This window comes from Corynebacterium sp. Marseille-P4611 (assembly GCF_916618765.1).
Classification (GTDB): domain Bacteria; phylum Actinomycetota; class Actinomycetes; order Mycobacteriales; family Mycobacteriaceae; genus Corynebacterium; species Corynebacterium marquesiae.
On record NZ_CAKAKD010000001.1, the window covers coordinates 1,188,461 to 1,214,551 of the forward strand.

At 56.6% G+C, this 26,091-nt stretch carries 19 protein-coding genes, 5 tRNA genes and 3 rRNA genes; 21 read left to right on the top strand and 6 right to left on the bottom strand.

All coding sequences use genetic code 11. The features are described from left to right. Window positions 1-17: 17 nt before the first annotated feature. Genes pstC through pstB form a run of 3 tightly spaced genes read left to right on the top strand, consistent with a single transcriptional unit; the run spans window position 18 to window position 2,818 of the window. Window positions 18-1,064 (top strand): phosphate ABC transporter permease subunit PstC, encoded by a 1,047-nt coding sequence (gene pstC, locus LG376_RS05745; RefSeq protein ID WP_225746460.1) that lies wholly within the window; start codon window positions 18-20, stop codon window positions 1,062-1,064. 14 nt (window positions 1,065-1,078) lie between these two features. After that, entirely contained in the window at window positions 1,079-1,993 is a 915-nt protein-coding gene (gene pstA / locus LG376_RS05750; protein ID WP_225746461.1) for a phosphate ABC transporter permease PstA, read from the top strand. Window positions 1,994-2,044: 51 nt separating this feature from the next. Next, on the top strand, window positions 2,045-2,818 hold the full coding sequence (pstB, locus tag LG376_RS05755; protein ID WP_023019857.1) for a phosphate ABC transporter ATP-binding protein PstB: 774 nt from the start codon (window positions 2,045-2,047) through the stop codon (window positions 2,816-2,818). Window positions 2,819-2,893: 75 nt separating this feature from the next. On the opposite strand, the gene phoU is transcribed toward pstB, so the two are convergent. Both phoU and dusB read right to left on the bottom strand, forming a co-directional pair. Beyond that, complete coding sequence (gene phoU, locus LG376_RS05760) at window positions 2,894-3,622, bottom strand: phosphate signaling complex protein PhoU (protein WP_225746462.1); 729 nt, start codon at window positions 3,620-3,622, stop codon at window positions 2,894-2,896. 101 nt (window positions 3,623-3,723) lie between these two features. Further along, window positions 3,724-4,869 carry a tRNA dihydrouridine synthase DusB gene (gene dusB / locus LG376_RS05765; RefSeq protein ID WP_225746463.1) on the bottom strand — a complete coding sequence of 382 codons (1,146 nt, stop codon included), beginning with the start codon at window positions 4,867-4,869 and terminating at the stop codon, window positions 3,724-3,726. A 191-nt stretch (window positions 4,870-5,060) separates the two neighbouring features. Here dusB and LG376_RS05770 point away from each other — a divergent pair, with 191 nt between their 5' ends. Then, on the top strand, window positions 5,061-6,563 hold the full coding sequence (locus LG376_RS05770; protein WP_225746464.1) for an acetyl-CoA hydrolase/transferase family protein: 1,503 nt from the start codon (window positions 5,061-5,063) through the stop codon (window positions 6,561-6,563). Window positions 6,564-6,672: 109 nt separating this feature from the next. Next, a tRNA-Lys gene (locus LG376_RS05775) sits at window positions 6,673-6,745 on the top strand. A 31-nt stretch (window positions 6,746-6,776) separates the two neighbouring features. Here LG376_RS05775 and LG376_RS05780 read toward each other — a convergent pair. After that, window positions 6,777-7,109: a metal-sensitive transcriptional regulator gene (locus LG376_RS05780; protein WP_225746465.1), complete on the bottom strand. Its 333-nt coding sequence runs from the start codon at window positions 7,107-7,109 to the stop codon at window positions 6,777-6,779. Window positions 7,110-7,191: 82 nt separating this feature from the next. On the opposite strand from LG376_RS05780, the gene LG376_RS05785 reads away from it, so the two are divergent. From LG376_RS05785 to LG376_RS05810, 6 genes are all read left to right on the top strand, one after another. Further along, window positions 7,192-7,267, top strand: a tRNA-Glu gene (locus LG376_RS05785). A gap of 35 nt (window positions 7,268-7,302) precedes the next feature. Beyond that, window positions 7,303-7,376 (top strand) — tRNA-Asp (locus LG376_RS05790). A gap of 58 nt (window positions 7,377-7,434) precedes the next feature. After that, window positions 7,435-7,749: a DUF4288 domain-containing protein gene (locus tag LG376_RS05795; RefSeq protein WP_225746466.1), complete on the top strand. Its 315-nt coding sequence runs from the start codon at window positions 7,435-7,437 to the stop codon at window positions 7,747-7,749. Between the two features lie 85 nt (window positions 7,750-7,834). Continuing rightward, window positions 7,835-7,908, top strand: a tRNA-Asp gene (locus LG376_RS05800). 19 nt (window positions 7,909-7,927) lie between these two features. Continuing rightward, a tRNA-Phe gene (locus tag LG376_RS05805) sits at window positions 7,928-8,000 on the top strand. Between the two features lie 48 nt (window positions 8,001-8,048). Beyond that, window positions 8,049-8,339 carry a GNAT family N-acetyltransferase gene (locus LG376_RS05810; protein WP_225746467.1) on the top strand — a complete coding sequence of 97 codons (291 nt, stop codon included), beginning with the start codon at window positions 8,049-8,051 and terminating at the stop codon, window positions 8,337-8,339. Window positions 8,340-8,378: 39 nt separating this feature from the next. Here the strand turns inward: LG376_RS05810 and epsC are convergent, their stop codons facing one another. Continuing rightward, window positions 8,379-8,942 carry a serine O-acetyltransferase EpsC gene (gene epsC, locus LG376_RS05815; RefSeq protein ID WP_225746468.1) on the bottom strand — a complete coding sequence of 188 codons (564 nt, stop codon included), beginning with the start codon at window positions 8,940-8,942 and terminating at the stop codon, window positions 8,379-8,381. 70 nt (window positions 8,943-9,012) lie between these two features. Beyond that, window positions 9,013-9,948 (bottom strand): cysteine synthase A, encoded by a 936-nt coding sequence (gene cysK / locus LG376_RS05820; protein ID WP_225746469.1) that lies wholly within the window; start codon window positions 9,946-9,948, stop codon window positions 9,013-9,015. Window positions 9,949-10,212: 264 nt separating this feature from the next. On the opposite strand from cysK, the gene ramA reads away from it, so the two are divergent. From ramA to LG376_RS05850, 6 genes are all read left to right on the top strand, one after another. Next, the gene (gene ramA, locus LG376_RS05825; protein WP_005325834.1) at window positions 10,213-11,052 is read left to right on the top strand and encodes an acetate metabolism transcriptional regulator RamA; all 840 of its coding nucleotides are present in this window, start codon (window positions 10,213-10,215) and stop codon (window positions 11,050-11,052) included. 21 nt (window positions 11,053-11,073) lie between these two features. Beyond that, window positions 11,074-12,342, top strand: coding sequence for a UDP-N-acetylglucosamine 1-carboxyvinyltransferase (gene murA, locus LG376_RS05830; RefSeq protein ID WP_005325837.1), 1,269 nt, complete (start codon window positions 11,074-11,076; stop codon window positions 12,340-12,342). 602 nt (window positions 12,343-12,944) lie between these two features. After that, window positions 12,945-14,462: ribosomal RNA gene (locus LG376_RS05835) — 16S ribosomal RNA — on the top strand. A gap of 452 nt (window positions 14,463-14,914) precedes the next feature. After that, window positions 14,915-17,984 (top strand): 23S ribosomal RNA (locus LG376_RS05840). Between the two features lie 143 nt (window positions 17,985-18,127). Beyond that, a 5S ribosomal RNA gene (gene rrf, locus LG376_RS05845) occupies window positions 18,128-18,245 on the top strand. The 16S, 23S and 5S rRNA genes sit together here, the layout of an rRNA operon. Window positions 18,246-18,616: 371 nt before the next feature. Then, entirely contained in the window at window positions 18,617-18,937 is a 321-nt protein-coding gene (locus LG376_RS05850) for a hypothetical protein (RefSeq protein ID WP_225746470.1), read from the top strand. On the opposite strand, the gene LG376_RS05855 is transcribed toward LG376_RS05850, so the two are convergent. Next, window positions 18,934-20,168, bottom strand: a protein-coding gene (locus LG376_RS05855; protein WP_225746471.1) for an IS3 family transposase whose coding sequence is annotated in 2 segments (ribosomal slippage) — window positions 18,934-19,880 and window positions 19,880-20,168 — 1,236 coding nt in all. Because the reading frame shifts where the segments join, the coding sequence is not laid out codon by codon here. The two genes, LG376_RS05850 and LG376_RS05855, sit on opposite strands and share 4 nt — an antisense overlap. Here LG376_RS05855 and LG376_RS05860 point away from each other — a divergent pair. The 4 genes from LG376_RS05860 to LG376_RS05875 all read left to right on the top strand — a co-directional run bounded on the left by LG376_RS05860 (window position 20,107) and on the right by LG376_RS05875 (window position 26,041). Then, the gene (locus LG376_RS05860; RefSeq protein ID WP_225746472.1) at window positions 20,107-21,003 is read left to right on the top strand and encodes an HNH endonuclease signature motif containing protein; all 897 of its coding nucleotides are present in this window, start codon (window positions 20,107-20,109) and stop codon (window positions 21,001-21,003) included. The genes LG376_RS05855 and LG376_RS05860 overlap by 62 nt on opposite strands. 17 nt (window positions 21,004-21,020) lie before the next feature. After that, window positions 21,021-22,370, top strand: coding sequence for an IS256 family transposase (locus LG376_RS05865; RefSeq protein ID WP_225746473.1), 1,350 nt, complete (start codon window positions 21,021-21,023; stop codon window positions 22,368-22,370). 398 nt (window positions 22,371-22,768) lie between these two features. Next, window positions 22,769-23,497, top strand: a complete 729-nt coding sequence (locus tag LG376_RS05870) for an ABC transporter ATP-binding protein (protein ID WP_225746474.1) — start codon at window positions 22,769-22,771, stop codon at window positions 23,495-23,497. Continuing rightward, window positions 23,498-26,041 (top strand): ABC transporter permease, encoded by a 2,544-nt coding sequence (locus LG376_RS05875; RefSeq protein ID WP_225746475.1) that lies wholly within the window; start codon window positions 23,498-23,500, stop codon window positions 26,039-26,041. The last annotated feature ends 50 nt before the right edge of the window (window positions 26,042-26,091 follow it).

Genomic DNA, 26,091 nt, shown 5'->3' on the forward strand with positions numbered 1-26,091 from the left:
AAAGGATTAACAGTCTCATGGCAGACAATAATCTCACCACGGCTCCAGAGCAGGTGGACGCGAACGTCACCTCTGCCGAGCGAGTCTCCAACAGCGGACACGGCGAGGTAGTTGCCACCAGCTCCAATAGCGGCGTTAAGCGCCCGGGTGACCGTATCTTCGAGTTCCTGTCCACTGCTTCGGCAACCCTTATCACCGTCATGATTGCCGCCATTGCCGCCTTCCTGCTCTGGCGTGCGGTTCCCGCACTGGGCGTCAACGACGGCGGCATCATGGGCTTCTTCACCTATGGCGGACGATGGGAGACCACCGATACCTCTGCGATGAAGTTCGGTATCCCGACCATGTTCGGTACCACCGTTCTCATCTCCGTTTTCGCCCTCCTGCTGGCTATGCCGGTGGCCCTAGCCATCGCCATCTTCCTGTCCAACTACGCGCCTGCCCGCTTGGTTAAGCCGCTCGGCTTCCTCGTGGACATGCTCGCTGCAGTTCCGTCCATCGTTTACGGCCTGTGGGGCTGGCAGGTTCTTGGCCCGGCACTGTCCGGCTTCTACTCCTGGATGGAATCCTGGGCGGGTGGCTTCTTCCTATTCCACGTCTTCGATAACTCGCCGTCGTTTGCAACCGGCCGCAACCTGTTTACTGGTGGCATCGTGCTTGCCGTGATGATTCTGCCGATCATCGCCGCTACCGCCCGCGAGGTCTTCGTACAGACCCCTCCGGGCCAGGTGGAATCCGCCCTGGCTCTGGGCGCTACCCGCTGGGAAGTTATCCGCATGACCGTTCTTCCATTCGGCATGTCCGGCTACATCGCCGGCTCCATGCTCGGCCTGGGCCGTGCACTGGGTGAGACCATGGCGCTGTACATGGTTGTATCCCCGCTGATTGACTTCCGCTTCTCGCTTTTCGACGGCGGCACGACCTTCGCCACGGCCATCGCCCTGGCATCTGCCGAGTTCGGTAACGAGATGCGCGCTGGTGCCTACATCGCCGCCGGCCTCATGCTGTTCTTGCTGACCTTCGTGGTCAACGCAATTGCCCGCGCCATCGTGAAGAGTAAGTAAGGAGGGGAGGATCAATGACTACGACTACTAATGCCAAGCCTGCCTCCCAAGGCGGCGCGACCTTCCTGGACATCTCCGGCTCCCGCAAGATGACCAATAACACCGCCACCGCGGTGGTCTGGGGCGCAATGATTCTGGCCATGGTTCCGCTGGTATGGGTTCTGTGGGAACTCATTGCCCGCGGCAGTGGCGTCATCCTCAACCCTGAGTGGTGGACCGCTTCCCAGCGCGGCATCATGAATAGCTCTTCTGGTGGCGGTGCCGCTCACGCCATCGTGGGTACCTTTGTCCAGACCATTCTGGCCTCCATTATCTCTATTCCGATCGGCATCTTTACCGCCATCTACTTGGTGGAGTACTCCAAGGGCGGCTGGCTCGGCCGCATCACCACCTTCATGGTGGACATCCTGTCCGGTGTGCCTTCCATCGTTGCGGCCCTGTTCATCTTTGCCATGTGGATCACTCTGTTCGGCTTTGGCCGCTCCGGCTTCGCCGTGGCGTTGTCCCTGGTGCTGCTGATGATTCCAATTGTGGTGCGCAATACCGAAGAGATGCTACGCGTGGTCCCCATGGATCTGCGTGAGGCGTCCTACGCACTCGGCGTTCCGAAGTGGAAGACCATCGCCCGCATCGTTCTGCCTACCGCACTGTCCGGCATCGTCACCGGCATCATGCTGGCGATTGCTCGCGTGATGGGTGAGTCCTCGCCGGTGCTGGTCTTGGTTGGTTCCTCCTCCGTCATCAACTGGGATGCCTTCAAGGGCTCTCAGTCCTCGCTCCCGCTGATGATGCTGGATATGTATAAGGCCGGCGCACAGCCCGCCGTACTGGACAAGCTCTGGGGAGCAGCGTTGACGCTGGTTATCCTCATCGCCGTCCTCAACATTGCGGCCCGCATCGTTTCCGCGAAGTTCTCGGTTAAGAAGTAAACGCCGTACCACTCGATTCCGCCATACACTTGCTAGAGGAGAAACTCCCAAATGTCTAAGCTCGCGCTCAATGACGTGAACATTTTTTACGGCGACTTCCACGCCGTGCAGAACGTGAATATGCAGATTCCGGCTCAGGCCGTGACCGCATTCATCGGCCCTTCCGGCTGTGGTAAGTCCACCGTGCTGCGCACCATCAACCGCATGCACGAGGTCATCCCCGGCGCCTCCGTGAAGGGCGAAATCCTGCTCGATGGCACCAATATTTACGGACCGAAGGTCGACCCGGTATCCGTACGCAACACCATCGGCATGGTCTTCCAGAAGGCTAACCCGTTCCCCACGATGTCCATCGAGGACAACGTCGTGGCAGGCCTGAAGCTGTCCGGTGAAAAGAACAAGAAGAAGCTCAAGGAAGTCGCGGAGAAGTCCCTGCGCGGCGCCAACTTGTGGGACGAGGTTAAGGATCGCTTGGACAAGCCAGGCGGCGGCCTCTCCGGTGGTCAGCAGCAGCGTCTGTGCATCGCCCGCGCTATCGCCGTGGAGCCAGAGGTGCTACTCATGGACGAGCCTTGCTCCGCGCTGGACCCGATTTCCACCCTTGCCGTGGAGGACCTCATCCACGAGCTGAAGGAAAACTTCACCATCGTTATTGTGACCCACAACATGCAGCAGGCAGCCCGCGTGTCCGATAAGACCGGCTTCTTCTCCCTAGAAGCAACCGGTAAGCCAGGCCACCTGGTGGAGTTCGATGACACCACCAAGATCTTCGAGAATCCTTCTCAGAAGGAGACCGAGGATTACATTTCTGGCCGCTTTGGCTAAAGAGTAGAGAGATTGTCCGAGAGGAAGGGGGCCGGTTCGAAAGAACCGGCCCCCTTCTCTGGTGCTTAGATTCGTCTAACGGCGAAACTGACGCTCGAGATCTGCCATCCGTGCTTCAAATTCGGCGTCCTTTTTGTCCTCCTCTAACTTCTTGGCATAGTCATTGGGCAAAAGACCCGTAGTCAGATAGATGATGTGGCCGGCCACGGAGACGCAGTGGTCCGCATAGCGCTCGTAGTAACGCGTAATCTGTGAGGTCTCAACGGCTTCGCGCACGCTGCCTTCCCATTCGCGCTGAGTCAGGATACGCAGAATATGGGAGTTGATATCATCCACTGCATCATCGTCGGCACGGAGGTTGACGGACAAATCCGCATCAGGGGTGACGAGGATATCGTGCAGGACCGACCCCATTTCTTCAGTGAGACGGTACATCTCCTCGAAGTAGCCGATGTAATTCGCTGGTACCACGGCGACAGGGTGGCGGCGGCGCGCGGAGGCCGCGATGTGCTGGGAAAGCCGGCCCATCCGGTAGAGATCCTCCACGATATAAATCGAGGAGACCACCTGACGGAGGTCCTGTGCCATGGGGTTTTCCAGGGCCAAGAGTTTTACGGCACGCTCAGAGCACCTAGCGCGGATCTCATCTAGCTCCTCAGTCATGGTGAGGGCATCTTCCGCGGAGTCCAAGGCGCCTTGCAGCAGCGCCAAGGAGGCCTTATCCATGATGTCGCGTACGGTATCGCACATCACGATGAGGTCGTGGGAGAAATTGTCTAGGTGTTCCCTGTAAGCGGCACGCATGCCAAAGATAATAGCGAAAAATTTCGGCCCTTGCGCAACTTAAATACAGCATGAATGCAAGTTTCCTGTGGGTCCCTAGCTGCTCTTATACCTTTGTTAGGTTATCCGCCGGAGTTCATAATGTCAGCGGCAACCGGAACGCAGTCGTCTTCTGGATCGTCGAGCCAGCCATCCGGCAAAGCCACCTTGGATGGCGAGCCCTGGCGGCCGCGGGCTCCGTCGGCGTCGGCAGCCAGGGCGTCGGAATCCGCCCAAGGTGCAAGGAGCTCACGCAAGGCATCGAGGGAATTGACCTTGGCTAAGCCCGCGCGGACCTGGCCACCAACCGGGAAACCACGCAGGTACCAACCGATGTGCTTGCGGATATCGCGGGAAGCATTGTCCTCGCCATCGTGCTCCGCCAGTAGCTCTGCGTGGCGAAGGATTACCTGGGTTACCTCGCCCAGGGTGGGCTCTGCCGCAATTGACTCGCCGCGCAGTGCGGCGCCGAGCTCGGCAAAAAGCCATGGGCGTCCGAGGCAGCCGCGGCCTACCTGCACGCCGTCGCAGCCGGTTTGTTCCATCATGCGGCGGGCATCATCGGCACGGAAGATATCGCCATTGCCCAGCACTGGCACGCCAGTATCTGCCAGATGTTCTTTGAGGCGCGCGATTTCGTCCCATCGTGCTTCGCCGGAATAGCGCTGAGCGGCGGTGCGGCCGTGCAGGGTAACGGCGGCGGCACCGGACTCGACGGCGATGCGCCCGGCGTCGAGATGCGTATGGTGCTCGTCGTCAATGCCCACGCGCATCTTCACCGTGACCGGGATATTGGTTCCCTCGGTGGCCTTGACCGCGGCGGAGACGATATTGCCAAAGAGACGTCGCTTATAAGGCAGCGCGGAACCGCCGCCGCGGCGGGTCACCTTGGGAACCGGACAACCAAAGTTCATATCGATGTGGTCCGCCAGGTTTTCGTCGACGATCATCTTCGCGGCTTTATAGGTATATTCCGGATCCACCGTATAGATCTGCAGGGAACGGGGATCCTCCTGCGGTGCAAAGGTGGTCATATGCAGCGTCTTTTCATTGCGCTCCACCAAGGCGCGGGCGGTGACCATCTCACAGACGTAGAGGCCTGACACCGTGCCGGTGCGCTCCATCTCCTGCTCGCGGCACAACGTGCGGAAGGCAACGTTGGTTACCCCCGCCATCGGGGCGAGGATGACGGGGGAGGAGAGATCGTAGTGTCCAATGCGCAAATTCACGCCCCAATTGTGCTAGTTAACGGGGGAAAATAGCAACCGGGCCCACAGTGGCGCCGTACCCTACTTTTGCTTTGTGGGGTAGAGGTCACACAAAAGCGGTGGAAATCTTGCAAAGATTCGCTAATGTGGGCTGTGTAACTATTTAGGACGGCCGTTATTTTGGCTGGTCCCTTAATGAAGGAGGATTACCCTTGTCCGAAAGAATCGCGTATGCCCCATTCGAGAAGCTCGTAGTTTCCGCAGAAGAGGCTGCTCAGCACGTCAACCACGGTGATCGCGTGGGAATTTCCGGCTTCACCGGTGCTGGCTACCCCAAGGGTCTGCCCACCGCCATTGCAGAGAAGGCCAAGGCTCTACATGAAAAGGGCGAGGAATTTAAGATCGACGTCTTCTCCGGCGCTTCCACCGCCCCGGACTGCGATGGCGTTCTGGCGGAAGCTGAGGCGATTCGCTTCCGTTCTCCTTATAACTCGGATCCCACTCTGCGTAAGCAGTTCAATGATGGCACCGCGCTTTACCAGGATATCCACCTGTCTCACTCGGGCCAGCAGGTAGAAGAGGGCTTCTACGGTGACTTCCAGGTAGCCATTATAGAGGCCGTGCGCATTACCGAAGAAGGCCACGTGGTGCCGTCCTCCGCAGTGGGCAATAACCTCGAGTTCATCGAGGCTGCCGATAAGATCATCATCGAGATCAATGAGTGGCAGTCCATCAACCTCGAGGGCATGCACGATATCTACCGCATTGAAAAGCTGCCTAACCGCCAGCCAATCCCTATCACCAAGCCGGGGAACCGCATCGGTACCACCTACATGGAAGTGCCGGAGGACAAGGTTGTTGCAGTGGTTAAGACCGATGCCCCAGACCGCAACGCGCCGTTCAAGGAACCGGACGAGATTTCCGAGAAGATCGCCGCCAACTTCATCGAGTTCCTCGAGGGGGAGGTCGCCGCTGGTCGCCTTGAGTATGACAAATTCATCATGCAATCCGGCGTGGGCAACGTCCCCAACGCCGTGATGGCCGGCCTGCTGGATTCCAAGTTTGAGAATATTCAGGCCTATACCGAGGTCATTCAGGACGGCATGCTCGATCTCATCGATGCGGGCAAGATGACTATGGCTTCCGCCACCTCTTTCGCGTTGTCCCCAGACTACGCAAAGAAGATGAATGCGGAGGCAGAGCGTTACCGCAAGCACATCATCCTCCGTCCGCAGCAGGTTTCCAACCACCCGGAGGTCATCCGCCGCGTCGGCTTGATTTCCTCCAATGGCATGATTGAGGCCGATATCTACGGCAACATCAACTCCACCAACGTGTCCGGCTCCCGCATTATGAACGGCACCGGCGGCTCGGGTGACTTCACCCGCAACGCTTATATCTCCACCTTCGTTTCCCCGTCTGTGGCTAAGGATGGCGCAATTTCCGCGCTGGTTCCGTTCGTGTCTCACACGGACCACACCGAGCACGACACCATGGTCATCATTACCGAGTACGGCGTAGCCGACCTGCGCGGCCTGGCGCCGAAGGAGCGCGTGGAGAAGGTTATTTCCGTGGCGCACCCGGATTACCGTCCGTTGCTCGAGGAGTACTTCAACCGTGCCAAGGAAAACAAGTTCCAGCACACTCCGCACGACCTGAAGACCGCCTTTGACTTCCAGGTCCGCTTCATGGAGAAGGGCGATATGCGCGGCTAATGTAGCCACGCCCCGGCAGGCGCTCAGCGGCGAGCTGGGCGCCTTTCGCTTGCCGACGCCCCCCTAATTAGGACTTTGCAAATACCGCACGCTAAAATGTAGCGACGTTGGGCCTTTAGCTCAGTTGGTAGAGCTACGGACTTTTAATCCGCAGGTCGTGGGTTCGATCCCCACAGGGCCCACAACGGGAGCCACCTTTTTGGGTGGCTCCTTTTAGTTTTTGACCATCTTCTTAATGGCGCGCATGGCCTCTTCTAGCTTCTCGGTGGCTATCTCACCGTCCTCGGCGGCGGCACCAGCCACACAGTGCTCAATATGGTCTTCTAGGAGCGCCAGTGAGACATTCTCCAGCGCCGACTTCACCGCCGAAATCTGGGTAATGATGTCGATGCAGTATTGGTCTTCCTCAACCATGCGGTGGATGCCGCGTGCCTGCCCCTCAATGCGCTTGAGTCGGGCAAGGTAGCGATCCTTGCTCTTAGAATCCGCGTTATATCCGTGCACGTGCGGCTCGTGGCAGGAGCACGTTTGATGCTGGTCAGACATGGTTCCTAATCTTTCTTGGGGAGCGATTTTGTAACTAGGTGAGGTCTCCAGTATATTTCTAGAGGTCGCCTTAGCGCGACGGGCCCCCATCGTCTAGCGGCCTAGGACACTGCCCTTTCACGGCAGCGGCACGGGTTCGAATCCCGTTGGGGGTACCAACACGAAAGTGTTGGTTCGAATTGGATATTCGATTGGCCTTGTGGCGCAGTTGGTTAGCGCGCCGCCCTGTCACGGCGGAGGTCGCGGGTTCAAGTCCCGTCAAGGTCGCAGAATGAGCAGCAATCGCTTCGGCGGTTGCTGATTTTTGTTTTGTTAGGCTGGCGCTATGGAGCCATACGTCGGAATCGCTGTCTTTGAACTCGCCTCCGAAAGCTCGGAGCATTCTAACTTCTTCCGAGAGGACTTCTTTCTCGTCTATGCAGGCTCGGATGAGGAGGCGCACCGGAAGGTCGAGGCACGGGCCCATGAGCAAGAATATGAGGGCCTGTGGCTGCGCCACATTGTCGACGTTGCACCCGCTCTCTACGGCCATGTGGACCGAGATTGCGACCTTTACTCGCGGCACTTTGCTGCAATGGAAGACTATGAGCGCTTTGAGATGAACTTGGGCGGAAAAGATCCGCTGCAGGCCTCTAAATAGCTTTCTGACGTGCTGATTTGGTGAGTATTGGGAGTCTTCTGTAAAGTATCTATCCGTGCCCAAGAGCACACACATAATTAAAAATGGCCCTGTGGCGCAGTTGGTTAGCGCGCCGCCCTGTCACGGCGGAGGTCGCGGGTTCAAGTCCCGTCAGGGTCGCGGAAACCTTCGGGTTTCTGGCCAGATAGCTCAGTCGGTAGAGCACACGCCTGAAAAGTGTGGGGTCGCCAGTTCGATCCTGGCTCTGGCCACAACAATGGCTCCTCGTAAGAGGGGCCATTTTTGCTTAGTATGGGCACATGGAACATGCTATTGCACACCAGACAGATAAGTCCCGCTACGTCCTTACCGTGGACGGCGTCGAGGCGGGCGCGTGCCACTACGTAGATGCCGGCACGACTCGCGAGTTCAACCACACGGTCATCAAGGATGCTTTCCGCGGCCAAGGATTGTCAGCGCCGCTGATTAAGGCTGCGCTTGACGACGCCCGGGGCGTCGGCAAGCAAGTCATTGCTTCCTGCTCCGCCGTGGCGCACTTTATCGAAAAGAACCCCGAATACCGCGATCTGCTGCGCCCAGAAGGCATGTAAAAGCGGCCCACAGTAGCCTGTGAGCCGCCGGGAGAGAATTTAGATGTAGTAGTCAGGGTCGACCAGTTTAATGCGCTCATTCGGGTTGCGCGGACGGTTCTTGGCCGGAATGCCCACCGCGATATTTTCGGCGGGAACATCCTTCGTCACCACGGCATTGGCGCCAATGGCCGATCCTTCACCGATCGTAATGGGACCGAGCACCTTGGCACCCGCACCGATGGTCACATTGTCTTCGACGGTGGGGTGGCGTTTGGTTTGGGTAAGGACCTGGCCGCCGAGGGTGACACCGTGGTAGAGCATGACACCATCGCCAATCTCTGCGGTTTCACCAATGACAATGCCCATGCCATGGTCAATAAAGAAGCGGCGGCCGATAGTTGCGCCTGGGTGGATTTCCACGCCGGTAAAGAAGCGGTTAATCTGCGCCAAGATGCGCGCGGGCCCGCGCAGCCCTCGCTTCCACATCCAGTGCGAAATGCGGTGAGACCACACCGCGTGGAGGCCGGAGTACACTACTGCATTTTCGATGTCGCCACGCGCGGCCGGATCGTGATCTCTTGCATTTGCTAAGTCTTCACGGATGTAGCTCATAATGTTCATGCCCACATAGTACTGGCATAAAAAAGGCACCCGCCAAGGTTGGCGGGTGCTTTTATTCAAGCGAAGTAATTTAAGCTTCGCGGATGTCCTCGAAGAGGATGGTGGAGACGTAGCGCTCACCAAAGTCTGGCAGGACAACTACGATGGTCTTGCCCTCGAGCTCTGGGCGCTCCGCCAGCTTCAGAGCTGCGGAAACGTTAGCGCCGGCGGAGATACCAACCAGCAGGCCTTCCTGGGTAGCCAGGTCGCGGGATGTCTTGATGGACTCCTCGGTGGTGGCCGTAAAGACTTCGTCGAGAAGCTCGCGGTTAAGTACCTCAGGAACGAAGTTAGCGCCAAGGCCCTGGATCTTGTGCGGGCCAGCGTGGCCTTCAGACAGGACAGGGGAGTCGGACGGCTCGACGGCTACCAGGTGCAGGTCCGGATTCTTGGACTTCAGGAAGCGGCCTGCACCGGTAACGGTGCCGCCGGTGCCTACGCCAGCAACGAAGGCGTCAACCTTGCCCTCTGCGTCTTCCCAAATCTCCGGGCCGGTGGTTTCCTCGTGAATCTTCGGGTTCGCCTCGTTAGCGAACTGTGCAGCCAGGATGGCGTTATCGGTCTCGGCGACAATTTCATTCGCCTTGTCGACGGCGCCCTTCATGCCCGCCGCACCCGGGGTCAGCACGATTTCTGCGCCGTAAGCACGCAGCAGCACCTTGCGCTCGTTGGACATGGTCTCCGGCATGGTCAGGATGACCTTGTAGCCCAAGGTGGCGCCAGCCAGGGCCAGGGCGATGCCGGTGTTGCCGGAGGTGGCCTCCACGATGGTGCCGCCTGGCTTGAGCTGGCCGGACTTCTCGGCCGCTGCGACGATGGCCTTGCCGATGCGGTCCTTCACGGAGTTGGCCGGGTTAAAGGACTCAACCTTGGCAAGCACGGTGGCGCCCTTGCCCTCGGTGAGACGGTTCAGGCGGACCAGCGGGGTGCCGCCGATGGTTTCCATAATGTTGTTGTAGACAGCCATTCTGTGGACTCCTTTGGGAATCAGATTTGGGTTCAAATCGCGTACAACGCAAGCGTACACTACACAAGTAGACCAGTCAGTATATAAATTCTAGACCGGGCATTCGGGCATTCCATGTGGGATTGCAGCGCCGGATAAGCCGAGGGCGATTTCGAATTACCCCCACATGCTGTCTATACTTCCACTCAGTTGCCCGCTGATCCCCAAATTCCCGGGGGAGGACGGGTACACCTACTTGGTTACCCCCGACGAGGAAAGAGTCTCATGGAGTCGCATCGCCTCAAAGATGATGAAGAATCCGTACGCGCGGCCCTGTCGTCCCTGAAGACCGCTACAGGTATTCCGGTGACGATGTACGCCACGCTGCTGCCCGATAATCGCCTGCAGATCACACAGTGGGTGGGGCTACGCACCCCAGCGCTGCAGAATCTGATCATTGACTCCGGCGTCGGTGTAGGTGGGCGAGTGGTCAGCACTCGCCGTGCGGTAGGTGTATCCGACTACACGCGTGCCACCACCATCTCGCACGAGAACGACCGCGTAATTCAGGACGAGGGCCTGCACTCCATTGTGGCCGTGCCCGTTACTGTGCAGCGCGAAATTCGCGGTGTCCTCTACGTCGGCGTTCACTCCCCAGTTCGTTTGGGCGACAAGGTCATTGAAGAAGTGACGATGACCGCGCGCACCCTCGAGCAAGACTTGGCCGTTAATTCCGCCATGCGACGTGCTGATGGGTCCAAGGGCGGAGCCGCCCGCGGCCACGTCATGAACGGTGCCGAGTGGGAGCAGGTCCGTTCCACTCACTCCAAGCTGCGTATGCTGGCCAACCGCGTAGAAGACGAAGAACTGCGCAAGGAGCTAGAGACGTTGTGTGACCAGATGGTCTCGCCGGTGCGCGTGAAGCAATCCACCAAGCTCTCCGCCCGCGAACTCGACGTTCTCTCTTGTGTGGCCCTAGGCCATACCAACGTAGAAGCAGCTGAGGAAATGGGAATCGGCGCAGAAACCGTGAAGTCTTATTTGCGCTCGGTAATGCGCAAACTCGGTGCGCACACCCGCTACGAGGCGGTTAATGCCGCTCGTCGTATCGGCGCATTGCCTTAAGAACCGGTAGCGTAGGCAGTTGTGAAAGATCAGTTTATTGTTTCCGGCGGTGCCCGCCTAGAGGGCACCGTTAAAGTAGATGGCGCGAAAAATAGCGTCTTGAAGCTCATGGCCGCATCCTTGCTGGCGGAGGGCACTACGACGCTGACGAACTGCCCAGAAATTCTGGACGTCCCCCTCATGAAGAAGGTTCTCGAGGGGCTCGGCTGCGAGGTAGTTATCGAGGGTTCTGAAGTCCGGATTACGACCCCTGCACAGCCGCAATCCAACGCGGATTTTGACGCGGTCCGCCAATTCCGCGCATCCGTCTGCGTGCTCGGGCCTTTGACCTCCCGCTGTGGCCACGCGAAGGTAGCGTTGCCTGGTGGTGACGCGATTGGTTCCCGCCCGCTCGATATGCACCAAACCGGCCTAGAAAAGCTCGGCGCCACCACCCGTATTGAACACGGTGCCGTCGTGGCAGAGGCTACGCACCTGCGAGGTGCGAATATCCGCCTGGACTTCCCGTCCGTAGGCGCAACCGAAAATATTCTTACCGCTGCGGTCCTCGCCGAAGGGGAAACCGTTCTGCATAACGCAGCTCGCGAGCCGGAAATCGTCGACCTGTGCACCATGCTCAAGTCCATGGGCGCCGATATCGAGGGCGAGGGAAGCTCGGTGGTGACTATCCGCGGCGTCGATAAGCTGCAGCCCACCCAGCATGAGGTTATTGGTGACCGAATTGTGGCCGGCACGTGGGCGTACGCCGCGGCCATGACCCAGGGCGATATCACCGTGGGTGGAATTTCCCCGCGCCACCTGCATCTGCCGCTCGAAAAGCTGAAGTCCGCCGGCGCGGAACTAGAGACCTATGAGAATGGTTTTCGCGTGCGCATGGATCAGCGACCACAGGCTGTGGACTACCAGACCCTGCCATTTCCGGGATTTCCCACCGACCTGCAGCCGATGGCTATTGGCATCTCTGCCATTGCGGACGGAACGACCGTCATTACGGAGAATGTCTTTGAATCCCGCTTCCGCTTTGTGGATGAAATGCTGCGCCTGGGTGCCGACGCCCAGGTTGACGGTCACCATGTAGTAGTCCGCGGTAAAGAGCGGCTCTCTTCTACTCACGTATGGAGTTCCGACATCCGTGCGGGTGCGGGTCTTGTGCTTTCTGCACTGTGTGCGGATGAAACCACCACCGTCCACGATGTCTTCCACATCGACCGCGGATATCCCAACTTTGTAGAAAACCTGCAGCGCCTCGGCGCCACAATTGAAAGAACTCAAGAAGAAGAGCTCTTTTAACGACGTCCCCAGCGCACCGTTTTCCCTTGTGTGCTGGGGATTTGTCATTATTGGTGGGGTTGGGCTAGATTAATCCAAGTCGCCGCGAGGTAGCCGGTTGGTTACTTTGAAGCGAATTTTGTACGGACTTGGTTCGATGATTTGACTTGGTTCATTTGGTTGGGTAAGTTTGTACGAGCCGCCAACGAGAGGTTAACGGGAAGTTAATTTTCTTGTGGTGTGTGGATGATGTTTGAGAACTCAATAGTGTGCCAATGTACTTTTTATTTTTTGTGTGCATGGTTGTGTGTTGATTGGTTTGTCTGCCAGCAGGCCTAGTGGTTTGTTGGTTGGTGTGTGCCGGTTGGGTATGTGGAATACGTACCTTTTTGAATGCTGTTTGGTGTTTCGGCTGCATTGAGATGGATTGGTTGGCATGTGATTGTGTTCAACTTTGTGGTTTCCTCTTTTTTGCCCCGTCGGGTTGAGGGAACTGTATTTTTCTTTGTAGTAATTTTTGGACGCCAGCACGGGCTGCATTGTTGTGTGGTTTGTGGTGGTTTGTTCTTTTGTTGGGTTTCGGGCTTTTCACGGCCTGTTTCGGAATTTTGTTCTGAAATTTTTTTGTGGAGAGTTTGATCCTGGCTCAGGACGAACGCTGGCGGCGTGCTTAACACATGCAAGTCGAACGGAAAGGCCCTGCTTGCAGGGTACTCGAGTGGCGAACGGGTGAGTAACACGTGGGTGATCTGCCCTGCACTTCGGGATAAGCCTGGGAAACTGGGTCTAATACCGGATAGGAGCCATTTTTAGTGTGATGGTTGGAAAGTTTTTTCGGTGTAGGATGAGCTCGCGGCCTATCAGCTTGTTGGTGGGGTAATGGCCTACCAAGGCGGCGACGGGTAGCCGGCCTGAGAGGGTGGACGGCCACATTGGGACTGAGATACGGCCCAGACTCCTACGGGAGGCAGCAGTGGGGAATATTGCACAATGGGCGCAAGCCTGATGCAGCGACGCCGCGTGGGGGATGACGGCCTTCGGGTTGTAAACTCCTTTCGCTAGGGACGAAGCTTTTTGTGACGGTACCTAGATAAGAAGCACCGGCTAACTACGTGCCAGCAGCCGCGGTAATCCGTAGGGTTCGAGCGTTGTCCGGAATTACTGGGCGTAAAGGGCTCGTAGGTGGTTTGTCGCGTCGTCTGTGAAATTCCGGGGCTTAACTCCGGGCGTGCAGGCGATACGGGCATAACTTGAGTACTGTAGGGGTAACTGGAATTCCTGGTGTAGCGGTGAAATGCGCAGATATCAGGAGGAACACCGATGGCGAAGGCAGGTTACTGGGCAGTTACTGACGCTGAGGAGCGAAAGCATGGGTAGCGAACAGGATTAGATACCCTGGTAGTCCATGCCGTAAACGGTGGGCGCTAGGTGTGAGGGTCTTTTCACGACTTTCGTGCCGTAGCTAACGCATTAAGCGCCCCGCCTGGGGAGTACGGCCGCAAGGCTAAAACTCAAAGGAATTGACGGGGGCCCGCACAAGCGGCGGAGCATGTGGATTAATTCGATGCAACGCGAAGAACCTTACCTGGGCTTGACATACACTGGATCGCTGCAGAGATGTAGTTTCCCTTTGTGGCTGGTGTACAGGTGGTGCATGGTTGTCGTCAGCTCGTGTCGTGAGATGTTGGGTTAAGTCCCGCAACGAGCGCAACCCTTGTCTTATGTTGCCAGCATTTGGTTGGGGACTCATGAGAGACTGCCGGGGTCAACTCGGAGGAAGGTGGGGATGACGTCAAATCATCATGCCCCTTATGTCCAGGGCTTCACACATGCTACAATGGTCGGTACAACGCGCAGCGACACTGTGAGGTGGAGCGAATCGCTGAAAGCCGGCCTTAGTTCGGATTGGGGTCTGCAACTCGACCCCATGAAGTCGGAGTCGCTAGTAATCGCAGATCAGCAATGCTGCGGTGAATACGTTCCCGGGCCTTGTACACACCGCCCGTCACGTCATGAAAGTTGGTAACACCCGAAGCCGGTGGCCCAAACTTGTTAGGGAGCCGTCGAAGGTGGGATCGGCGATTGGGACGAAGTCGTAACAAGGTACCCGTACCGGAAGGTGCGGGTGGATCACCTCCTTTCTAAGGAGCTTTTATTATTCGGGTGCAGTTGCACCCTTTGGTTGGTTGAGTATGCGAGTGTCATGCTGCCGACCTTATTGTTGTAAAAATTGTCCGGGTGAAACACACACCCTATAAGACATGACCAAGTGTTTGAATGGCGCTTTGTGACACACGTGCCGTGCACAGTTGTAAAAGTAAGTTGTTTGTATGTTGGTGCATTGTTGGGTGTCTGGGGCATTATTCCCCCTTTTTTGTGCCTGACCTTTAGTCTTGCTGACACTGTGTGTGTTGGCTGGGTGTGGTTGGGGTGTTGTGTGAGAACTGTATAGTGGACGCGAGCATTAAACACGCCGGATGGGCTGCATTTGTGTGGTTTGTTTGTGTGTGTTTGTGTGATTTCTTTTTTCTTTAGTCAATTTTTTTGTCAAGTTCACTTGTGTGGCCACCCGCTTGTTTGTGTGGTGGTTTGTGTGTTCGTTATTAAGGGCGCATGGTGGATGCCTTGGCATGCTGAGCCGATGAAGGACGTGAAAGGCTGCGTTAAGCCTCGGGGAGTTGTCAATTGAGCGTTGATCCGAGGATGTCCGAATGGGGAAACCTGGCCCTGGTTATGTGGGGTTACCCTTCAGTGAATTCATAGCTGTTGTGGGGGTTTACGCGGGGAAGTGAAACATCTCAGTACCCGTAGGAGGAGAAAATAATAATGATTCTGCTAGTAGTGGCGAACGAACGTGGATGAGGCTAAACCGTGTGCATGTGATACCTGGTAGGGGTTGTGTGTGCGGTGTTGTGGGCCCCAATTGACGGTGACTGCCATCATCGTGCTTGTGTGTTGTTGTTAGGTGAAGTGGTTTGGAATTACCTGCCGGAGAAGGTGAGAGTCCTGTAGTTGAAGACAATGGCATGCGGGTTGTTGGGTTGCCCGAGTAGCAGCGGGCTCGTGGAATCTGTTGTGAATCTGCCGGGACCACCCGGTAAGCCTAAATACTCAGTGTGACCGATAGTGTATTAAGTACCGTGAGGGAATGGTGAAAAGTACCCCGGGAGGGGAGTGAAATAGTTCCTGAAACCATGTGCTTACAATCCGTCAGAGCATCTTTTGTGTGTGATGGCGTGCCTTTTGAAGAATGAGCCTGCGAGTCAGCGGCATGTCGCGAGGTTAACCCGTGTGGGGTAGCCGTAGGGAAACCGAATCCTAATGGGGTGTCAAGTGGCATGTCCTGGACCCGAAGCGGGGTGATCTACCCATGGCCAGTGTGAAGCAGCTGTAAGAGGTTGTGGAGGCGCGAACCCACGTAGGTTGAAAACTGCGGGGATGAGCTGTGGGTAGGGGTGAAAGGCCAATCAAACTCCGTGATAGCTGGTTCTCCCCGAAATGCATTTAGGTGCAGCGTCGTATTATAGCTTGGTGGAGGTAGAGCGACTGGTTGGTTGAGCGGGACTACAATCTTAGCAATGTCAGCCAAACTCCGAATGCCACTAATTGTGTTGTACGGCAGTGAGACTGTGGGGGATAAGCTTCATAGTCGAGAGGGAAACAGCCCAGATCGCCGGTTAAGGCCCCTAAGGGTGTACTAAGTGGAAAAGGATGTGGGATCGCGAAGACAGCCAGGAGGTTGGCTTAGAAGCAGCCATCCTTGAAAGAGTGCGTAATAGCTCACTGGTCGAGTGGTTCTGCGCCGACAATTTAGTGGGGCTCAAGTACACCGCCGAAGCCGCGGCAAACAATTTTTGTTTGGGTAGGGGAGCGTCGTGCATGGGTGGAAGCGTTACCGTAAGGAGGCGTGGACTGTGTGCGAGTGAGAATGCAGGCATGAGTAACGAATTGATAGGTGAGAATCCTATCCGCCGGATGACTAAGGGTTCCTGGGTCAAGTTCGTCTTCCCAGGGTGAGTCGGGACCTAAGGCGAGGCCGACAGGCGTAGTCGATGGATAACCAGTTGATATTCTGGTACCCGTACATGCGCGCCCATGATGAAGCACTGATACTAACCACCGCGGATGCACTACTGGTACTCTTTGAGTGTTGGTGGTGTTGATGTCGTGGGGCCTGATGTGTGGTTCAAGTGATGGGGTGACGCAGTGAGGTAGCCACGCCACTTAGTGGATTGGTGGTGTAAGCGTGCAGACCGTGTGGTAGGTAAATCCGCCGCACATATGGTTGAGGCGTGATGCGTAGACCCATTGGGGTTGATGGTGGTGATCCTGTACTGTCGAGAAAAGCCTCTAGCGATGTGTGTGTATGGCCCGTACCCTAAACCGACACAGGTGGTCAGGTTGAAAATACTAAGGCGTTCGGGTGAACTGTGGTTAAGGAATTCGGCAAAATGCCCCCGTAACTTCGGGAGAAGGGGGGCCTCACGGCGTGAGCACTCTTTGCGGTGTTAAGCGTTGTGGGGTCGCAGAGAATAGAGGGAAGCGACTGTTTATCAAAAACACAGGTCCATGCGAAGACGTGAAGTTGATGTATATGGACTGACGCCTGCCCGGTGCTGGAAGGTTAAGAGGACCGGTTAGTCAACTTTGTTGGCGAAGCTGAGAATTTAAGCCCCAGTAAACGGCGGTGGTAACTATAACCATCCTAAGGTAGCGAAATTCCTTGTCGGGTAAGTTCCGACCTGCACGAATGGCGTAACGACTTCTCTGCTGTCTCAACCACAGGCCCGGTGAAATTGCACTACGAGTAAAGATGCTCGTTACGCGCGGCAGGACGAAAAGACCCCGGGACCTTCACTATAGCTTGGTATTGGTGTTTGGTTCGGTTTGTGTAGGATAGGTGGGAGACTGTGAAGCCGTCACGCTAGTGGTGGTGGAGTCGTTGTTGAAATACCACTCTGATCGGATTGAGCATCTAACCTTGGCCCATGATCTGGGTTGGGGACAGTGCCTGGTGGGTAGTTTAACTGGGGCGGTTGCCTCCCAAAATGTAACGGAGGCGCCCAAAGGTTCCCTCAGCCTGGTTGGCAATCAGGTGGTGAGTGTAAGTGCACAAGGGAGCTTGACTGTGAGACAGACATGTCGAGCAGGGACGAAAGTCGGGACTAGTGATCCGGCACCTACTTGTGGATGTGGTGTCGCTCAACGGATAAAAGGTACCCCGGGGATAACAGGCTGATCTTCCCCAAGAGTCCATATCGACGGGATGGTTTGGCACCTCGATGTCGGCTCGTCGCATCCTGGGGCTGGAGTAGGTCCCAAGGGTTGGGCTGTTCGCCCATTAAAGCGGCACGCGAGCTGGGTTCAGAACGTCGTGAGACAGTTCGGTCTCTATCCGCCGCGCGCGTTGAAACTTGAAGAAAGCTGTCCCTAGTACGAGAGGACCGGGACGGACGTACCTCTAGTGTGCCAGTTATCCCGCCAGGGGTATGGCTGGTTGGCTACGTACGGAAGGGATAACCGCTGAAAGCATCTAAGCGGGAAGCCTGTTTTAAGATGAGGTTTCGTTAAGGTCCCCTAAAGACGATAGGGTAGATAGGCCAGACCTGGAAGCACTGTAAGGTGTGAAGGCTACTGGTACTAATTGACCACAACAAACACCAACACCAAGAAAATAACTTGGCAAAAGGTAAGAAAGAAGAAGAAACAATGTCACTGTCGTGACCGCGTCCACTATGCAGTATCTGACACAACACCCACCCCTAGGTGGGCACCCAAAAAGAAGGGGTTTGTGCTTCGCATGTTTGTCGGTGGTCAATAGCTGCAGGGAAACGCCCGGTCCCATTCCGAACCCGGAAGCTAAGCCTGCACACGCTGATGGTACTGCAACCGGGAGGTTGTGGGAGAGTAAGTCACCGCCGACACCAAACAACAACAAACAACAAAATAATGAAACAAGAAGGGAAGGAGACGGCCAAGCCACCGTCTCCTTCTCTTTTTACGTTTTGCCGCAACAGGCGCCACACGACGGAACTTCGCCACACACGTCCAGTGGCTTTAGACCCCATGGAACTGCACACCTGCCGGGAAAGTGGCAGGCAAAGAACCCTAAACCTTTGCTTTTACCCCCGCTTTCTTGTGGGGTGCGACTCTGGGGATCCCTGCGGTTTTAGGGTGCCCTATTCGAACACAAACACCCCCACCACAGCCTCACGTCCGGCACTCGGGATACTATAAGGGCACTTGTTAGAAAACACGTACGAACCCTGTTCTTCTCTGCTGGAGTGCCCCATCCATGACTGCCACACTAAGCCCGCCCGAACCAGATACCACCCTCGACTACCCAAACACCCTCCTCATCGGCGACCAGTCCGACGCTTATTACCTAGACGACGGTGATGTGCCGGAAGCGTTCTACACCACCAACGCCCCCGGAAACCACATTGGTAAAGCCGGCACCTATACGCGCAAAACCTCCTGGTTCCTCTACCGCGCCATCCTCCCCCAACTAGACGAAGATGTTGACCTAAGCCTGACCAGTCTTGCCAAAGACCTCGGCATCTCCTACTCCAAGCTCCTCGGATACATCCTGAAGTGCCCCGAGTTTTGTTCCTAGGCATTTGCCTTGATTTCTATTATTTCCTGTGGCGGTTTCTGCTTCCAAAATTCGGTTTCCACTTCGACTGGGGTTCGGTATCCCAAGCTTTGGTGAAGCCTCGTCTCGTTCCACCATGACACCCACTCGAACGTCGCGATTTCTACCTCGACAACATCCTCCCACCTGCGAGTATGGATCAGCTCGTTCTTGTAGGAGCCGTTAACGTTTTCAGCCAGAGCATTGTCATAAGAATCCCCGACAGTTCCGGTGGAAGCGGCAATCCCGTGCTGGGCAAGGCGCTCGTTGTAGACCACGCTGACGTACTGCGAGCCGTGATCCGAATGGTGAATGAGACCTGTTGTTTCCTCAGCACACACGATCGCCTGATTAAGAGCTTGCAGCGGCAACGCTTCGGTGCGCATGGAGTCTGATAACGCCCACCCAACGATCCGTCGGGAGTAAACGTCGGTGACAAACGCGGCATACACAAAGCCTTTCTTCGTGCGCACATACGTAATGTCAGCCACCCACAGTTTGTTCGGGCCGGGGGCTTTGAATTCACGCTCGACCAAGTCTGGGCGCAGATCAGGCACGTTAGGCTTACGGGTTGTAAGAGGTGATCTGCCTTTGCCTTTGCCTGATACACCGGCCAAGCGCATTAAACGGGCAGTTTGTTCACGACCGATATCGATTCCGTCACGGCGGAGAGCATGCCACATTTTCCGTACACCGTAGACACCGTAATTATCCCAATGAACAGTTCTAATGCGTTCGACCAGCACAGCATCACGAAGGCGACGAGCACTTAACCCACGGGCCTTGGACTGGCGATAGCCACGCGAGGTGATGAACCCACCAGACCGGTTTTTCTTCAACGTCTTACAGATGAACTCGACAGAGAAACGATTCCGGTATTCATCGATGAACCGGATCATTTCCGACGTTTTGGGTCGAGTTCCGACGCGAAAAAAGCTGAGGCAGCCTTTAAAAGTTCATTGGTGTCGCGTAGCTCTTGATTTTCACGGCGAAGCCTCGCGTTTTCGGCGGCCAGATCTTCAGGCACGGGTTCTGGGATGTTTCCCGCACGGCGGGCCTGTTGGGTCCATTGACGGGCTGTGTGCCATGACACCCCCAGCTTTGGGGCTACTGCCTGGCACGCGGCTTGCATCGACATATTTTCCGCCAAGATGCGGTCCTCTACAAGACGGACCACACGATCCTTCGCATCCTGGTCAAATTTTCTTGGCATATTCCAGATTTTCCCATCTACTCAAACGGAACAAAACCTGGGACACTTCATCCGTGCCCACTTCCGCGTCCGCCAACTACCCCTAGTCACCGAAGTACAAGGCCACCACTGGATCCTCGACCTTAACAAGCTGCGCATCATCGACCGCGAACTCAACAGGCTTGAAGACAACCCAGAGCATCTTGAAGCCATCGACGCCGCACTCGCAGACTTCCTCACCCCCACCACACCCAACCAAACAGTACCCACCGATGCTGATCTGCGCCGATTTATCCGCACCTTCATCGACTGCCACCTGCGCCCCGAAGACAAAGAACAACAACCCCAACCACGACTGCGCATCAACTACAACCCAGATAACACCACCACATTCACACTCACCTGCGATAGCGCCACCGCCACCATCATCGCCCGCCACATCGACGCCCACACCAACCAGGCCACAACCACCGCCGCACAAGGTCTTATCGACCTCATCCTCGAAGACACCCACACCAGCGTCGCCATCAACACCTTTACCACCAACCCCGACACCAACCTCGTCTTCCACCCCGGTGCCGGATGGATAAACCTCAACCACGCCCCTATAGACAACACCTTCATCCGCCGACTTAAAGCCGACGAGGTAGACTCCTACACCCCCAACACCGACATCCGCGCCTACACCCAAGGCAGAGACGGCACCTGCCGCTGGCCCGGCTGCACCGTCCCCGCCACCAGGTGCCAACTCGACCACCGCATCGAATACCACCACGGCGGGCCCACCAGTCCGGATAATTTAGTAAACCTCTGCCAAGGGAGTGTCAGGGAGTTTGTGTGTGAGGCTCTGATCTAGAAGGAGTTTCACCGATAATGACTACGGTGTCACCGAAGAAAAACCATGACCCGGCGAGGGTCAACGAGATCAGCGAGAAGCTGATGGAAAATTCTGAAATCGCCAGCTTGATTAGCGAGTTGTCGAGCTCCGCTGATGATGCAAGCGAGCTGATCAAAGGCCTGCTACAGGCATCGATCAACGCTGGCCTTAAGGCGGAGATGGATGCGCACTTGGGCTACGGCCATTGCGACCGCAAAGCGAAATCCCAGGTCGAAACCACACAGGAGAATAATCACCGTAACGGGTCGTACACCAAGACCGTCAATTCTGGCTACGGCGCAGTTGAGGTGACCGTGCCTAGGGATCGTGCCGGCACGTTTACTCCCCGGATGGTGCCCAAGGGTGCACGCAGGCTCACAGAGCTCGACGACATGATTATCTCGCTGTATGCCGGTGGGATGACCGTGCGCGATATTCAGCACCATCTCGCAACCACCCTGGGGGTGGATATGAGTCCGGATACGATCAGCACCATTACCGATGCGGTCTTGGACGAGGTCATGATCTGGCAAAACCGCCAGCTCGACGAGTTCTACCCGGTGATCTTCCTCGACGCGCTACGCGTCAAAATCCGTGACGGCCACCGCGTGGTCAACAAGGCTTGCTATATGGCGGTTGGTGTCGATATGGACGGCATCAAGCACATCCTGGGATTGTGGATCGCCGACAATGAAGGCGCCGCATTCTGGGCATCGGTGTGTGCGGATCTAGCCAACCGCGGTGTCCAAGACGTGTTCATCGTGTGCTGCGACGGGCTCAAAGGCCTGCCTGAAGCAGTTGAGGCAACCTGGCCGAATTCCATGGTGCAAACCTGTATCGTGCACCTGATTCGGGCGGCCAACAGGTGGGTGTCCTACCAGGACCGCAAAGGTGTCTCCCGCGCGCTGCGTGAGGTCTACACAGCCGCTAACGAGGACACCGCACGTGCCAGCCTGGATGCTTTCGAGGCCAGTGAACTTGGCCGGAAATACCCCCAGTCGGTCAAAGTCTGGCGCGACGCTTGGGAGCGGTTCGTGCCGTTTCTACAGTTCCCACCGGCGGCACGCCGGGTGCTCTACACCACCAACTCGATCGAGTCGCTGAATGCTGAACTGCGTAAAGCTACCCGTAACAGGGGCCAGTTCCCGAACGATACCGCAGCGCTGAAGACGCTGTGGCTGATGATCTGCAACATCGAAGACAAGCGCGCTGCCCAGCGAGCGAAGAAAGCAAAGCGCGACGTTGAGTGCAACGGCTATATTGAAGGAGCGAAAGCCACCGGGTGGAAACAAGCCATCAACCAACTAGCCGTGGCTTACCCCAACCGATTCGCGGACTACTTGTAAACCAAGCCCCCGCACACAAAAAATCGGACACTCTCTCTGCCAACACCACCACAACATCAAAACCGACCGCAGAATCCACTACATTCTCGACCCCATCACCGGCACCATCGCCTGGCTCCACCACGACGGCACCTACCAACTAGACCACGCCACCGGACCACTAGCGACCTCCCAAGCCCACTGGAACCACACCTGGGCCCAATACCTCGCACTACAACAACAAAGAACAAAAAGAAGGGAGGGCTAGGGAGTAGACCGGAGCCTGCGGTGTTGTGACCAGGAGAACGGTCGTGCCGGCTTCTCGCATGCCGTTTTCCTCCTCAGGGATGATGTCGGCCGGAGACCACGGTCGCTAGACTTAAATTGGTAATTTCCCATTTACAAGGAGAACTTGTCTCATGACTGATGCTGCGGCTCGCGCCGTTGACTTGTTTAAGCAATACGGAAGCGATGACACAGCCGTCGTCGCTCTTGATCATGTATCCATTGATTTCGGTAGGAACGAATTCACTGCGATCATGGGCCCATCGGGTTCCGGTAAGTCGACGCTGATGCACACCATGGCTGGTCTCGATTCAGCGACCTCCGGATCAGCATTTATCGGTGATACCGATATTTCTGCGCTCAATGATAAAGACATTACGTCGCTGCGTCGTGACCGGCTGGGCTTTATTTTCCAGTCCTTTAACCTTGTGCCCACGCTGACTGCGGCGGAAAACATTACGCTGCCTACGGATATTGCGGGTAAGGACGTCGATAAGCAGTGGTTTGAGGAGGTCACTAACCGCCTTGGCCTAGCGGAGCGCCTGGAACACCGCCCAGCTGAATTGTCTGGCGGACAGCAGCAGCGCGTGGCCTGTGCTCGTGCATTGGTTTCTCGGCCGGAAATCATCTTCGGCGATGAGCCAACGGGCAACCTGGATTCGAATTCTTCGGCCGAGGTGCTCGACATTTTGCGAACCGCGGTGGATAAAGACAACCAAACAGTGGTCATCGTGACGCACGATGCCAAGGCCGCCTCGTATGCGGACCGGGTGGTTTTCCTTGCTGACGGCAAGCTTGTGAATGAGTTGCACAATCCGACGATGGAGGCCATTCACCAGGTAATGGCGGAGATTGAGGGCTAAATGGCACGCGGAAACGCAATGCGCAGAGTATCTCTGCGTAATATTGTGGCGCATAAGTTGCGCCTTGGGCTGACGATTCTTGCGGTGGTTTTGGGCACTGCGTTTATTGCCGGCTCGTTTATGTTTACCAATTCGCTGAAGTCTACGTTTGACTCCGCCGTGGATAATCAGTTCCGCGGCGTGGATGCAGTGGTGAGCCAAAAGGACGACAATGGCGCGAAACTGGATGACAAGTTGCGCCAAAAGTTGGCCGACGATAAGGATGTCAAGAACATCAATATCGCGGATTCGGAGACCGTTGTCGCGGCCGATGAGAACTCGGAGGCCTATCAAACCCAGGGCGGCACGGCCAGCGTTGTCCCGTTCTACCCAGAAGACAAGGTCGTTGGTGGCGCCGATGAGCTGAAGGAGGGCGAGGAGCCTAGCGGTAAGAACGAGGTCCTCGTCAACTCTTCCGCGGCCGACAAATACGACATTTCCGTGGGCCAGAAGCTGACTGTGGTTCACCCTGATGAGCAGGATACGGTGACGGTTTCTGGCATCTCGGAGCCCGCGGTCGACCAGGGCGAGAGCATCGTGCTGAGCATGGCTGAAAAGGATTACCTGGAGCGCTACGGTGAGCCGAGCCAGCTCAAGGTTTCTGCAGCCGATGGAGTGGATGCGAATGCCTTGGTGGACCACCTGAATGAGAAGTATGAAGTCGAAGCGGAGTCGGGTGAGCGCCTGGCTGAGGAGACCTCGGAGATGATGTCTTCTGCTTTGAAGTTCATCAATTACTTCCTCATCGCGTTCGGCCTAATTGCGCTGCTGGTGGGCACCTTCATCATTGCAAATACTTTCTCGATGATTGTCGCACAGCGCACCAAGGAGTTTGCTCTCTTGCGTGCGCTGGGTGCTTCCCGTCGCCAGATCACAAACTCGGTGGTGGTGGAGTCCGCCATCGTTGGTGTTCTGGGGTCCATAGTTGGCGTAGTTGCTGGTATGGGGTTGGTCGCAATCATTAAGGCAGTCATGAGCGCGCAGGGAATGCCTCTCGATGGCGGCTTGGGCCTGAGCGTTTCGGCAATCGTAGTTCCAATCATTTTGGGCACTATCGTGACGGTTGTATCTGCGTGGGCGCCGGCACGGCGCGCGGGCCGCGTGCAGCCGGTTGAGGCAATGCGCACTACCGAATCTGCTTCCGGAACTTCCCTGAAGGTACGCACGATTTTCGGTGCCATTATCTTGCTGGTGGGTATTGTTGCGGCGTTGGCAGGCGTGCTTTCCGACGGCGAGACGAACGTCCGCGCCATCCTCGTCGGCGTCGGCGCATTCGGTGTCATCGTGGGATTCTTCCTAGTCGGCCCTGCTTTGTCGCTGCCTTTGGTGCCGACGGTGGGCAAGGCAATCGGTAAGCCGTTCGGCGCCATCGGTTCGTTGGCGGCTACCAACTCTCGTCGCAATCCGCGCCGCACCGCCGCCACTGCCTTCGCGCTGACTTTGGGTGTGGCCCTAGTGACCGCTATTGGCATGCTGGGCGCAACTATGAAGTCCTCCGTGGCCGATACCGTGGAGCAAAACATCACCTCTGATTACCTGCTTTCCGGTCCTAGCTCTGGTGAGTTCCCGACGCCGAAGGACACGGGTAAACGCGCGGCGGAGGCCGAGGGCGTCGATAAGGTGATTACCGTCGGTATGGCTCCGGTGGCCGTCGATGGTCAGGCATCGATGGATTATGGTCCACAATTCCAGCAAACGATGACTGCGGATGGAGATCCGTCGTCGATGATTGCGCTCGATATGGTCGAGGGTGATGCCAACTTGGAGAAGGGCTTCATTGCTACCGAGGACTTTGCCAAGGAACACGGCTGGAAGGTAGGAGAGACCTACAAGGTTACTTCTGCGGAAAAGGACAAGAAGGCCGAGGCGAAGCTGGTCGGTACCTTTAAGCCCACCGATGTAGTGCAGAACATGGTGCTCTCGCAGGATGTGGCTGAGAAGGTTGCGCCGGAGAGGTCCTTTACCGTCCAAATGGTGGGCGTCTTGGGCCAAGAAGGCTATGACAAGGAAGAACTGCGCCATAATCTGGAGGATGCGGTCAAGGATTTGGTCGTGGTTCAGGTTAATTCTGGTGAGGAGTATGCCGGCCAGGCGGCTGGCTTTATCGACCAGATGCTTTCCATCCTGTATGGCCTGCTTGCCCTTGCGGTGATTATTGCCGTGCTGGGAATTGTCAATACCTTGACCCTGGGTGTTATTGAGCGCCGCCAGGAGATCGGCATGTTGCGTGCCGTGGGTACGCAACGCCGCCAGATCCGCACGATGATTACCCTGGAGTCCGTGCAGATCGCGCTCTTTGGCGCGGTGATGGGCATCCTCATTGGTCTCGGCTTGGGCTGGTCCTTCATTGAGATCCTCGGCGATGAGGGGTTGGACTCTGCGCAGATTCCGTGGGCGATGGTGCTCATCATGTTGGTGGGCTCGGCCATCGTGGGTATTATCGCGGCAGTATGGCCGTCGCACCGCGCGGCGAAGACGCCGCCATTAGAAGCAATCGCTGACTAGCTGCATAGTCTAAGGCCTCCCCTCATCACACGACGAGGGAAGGCCTTATT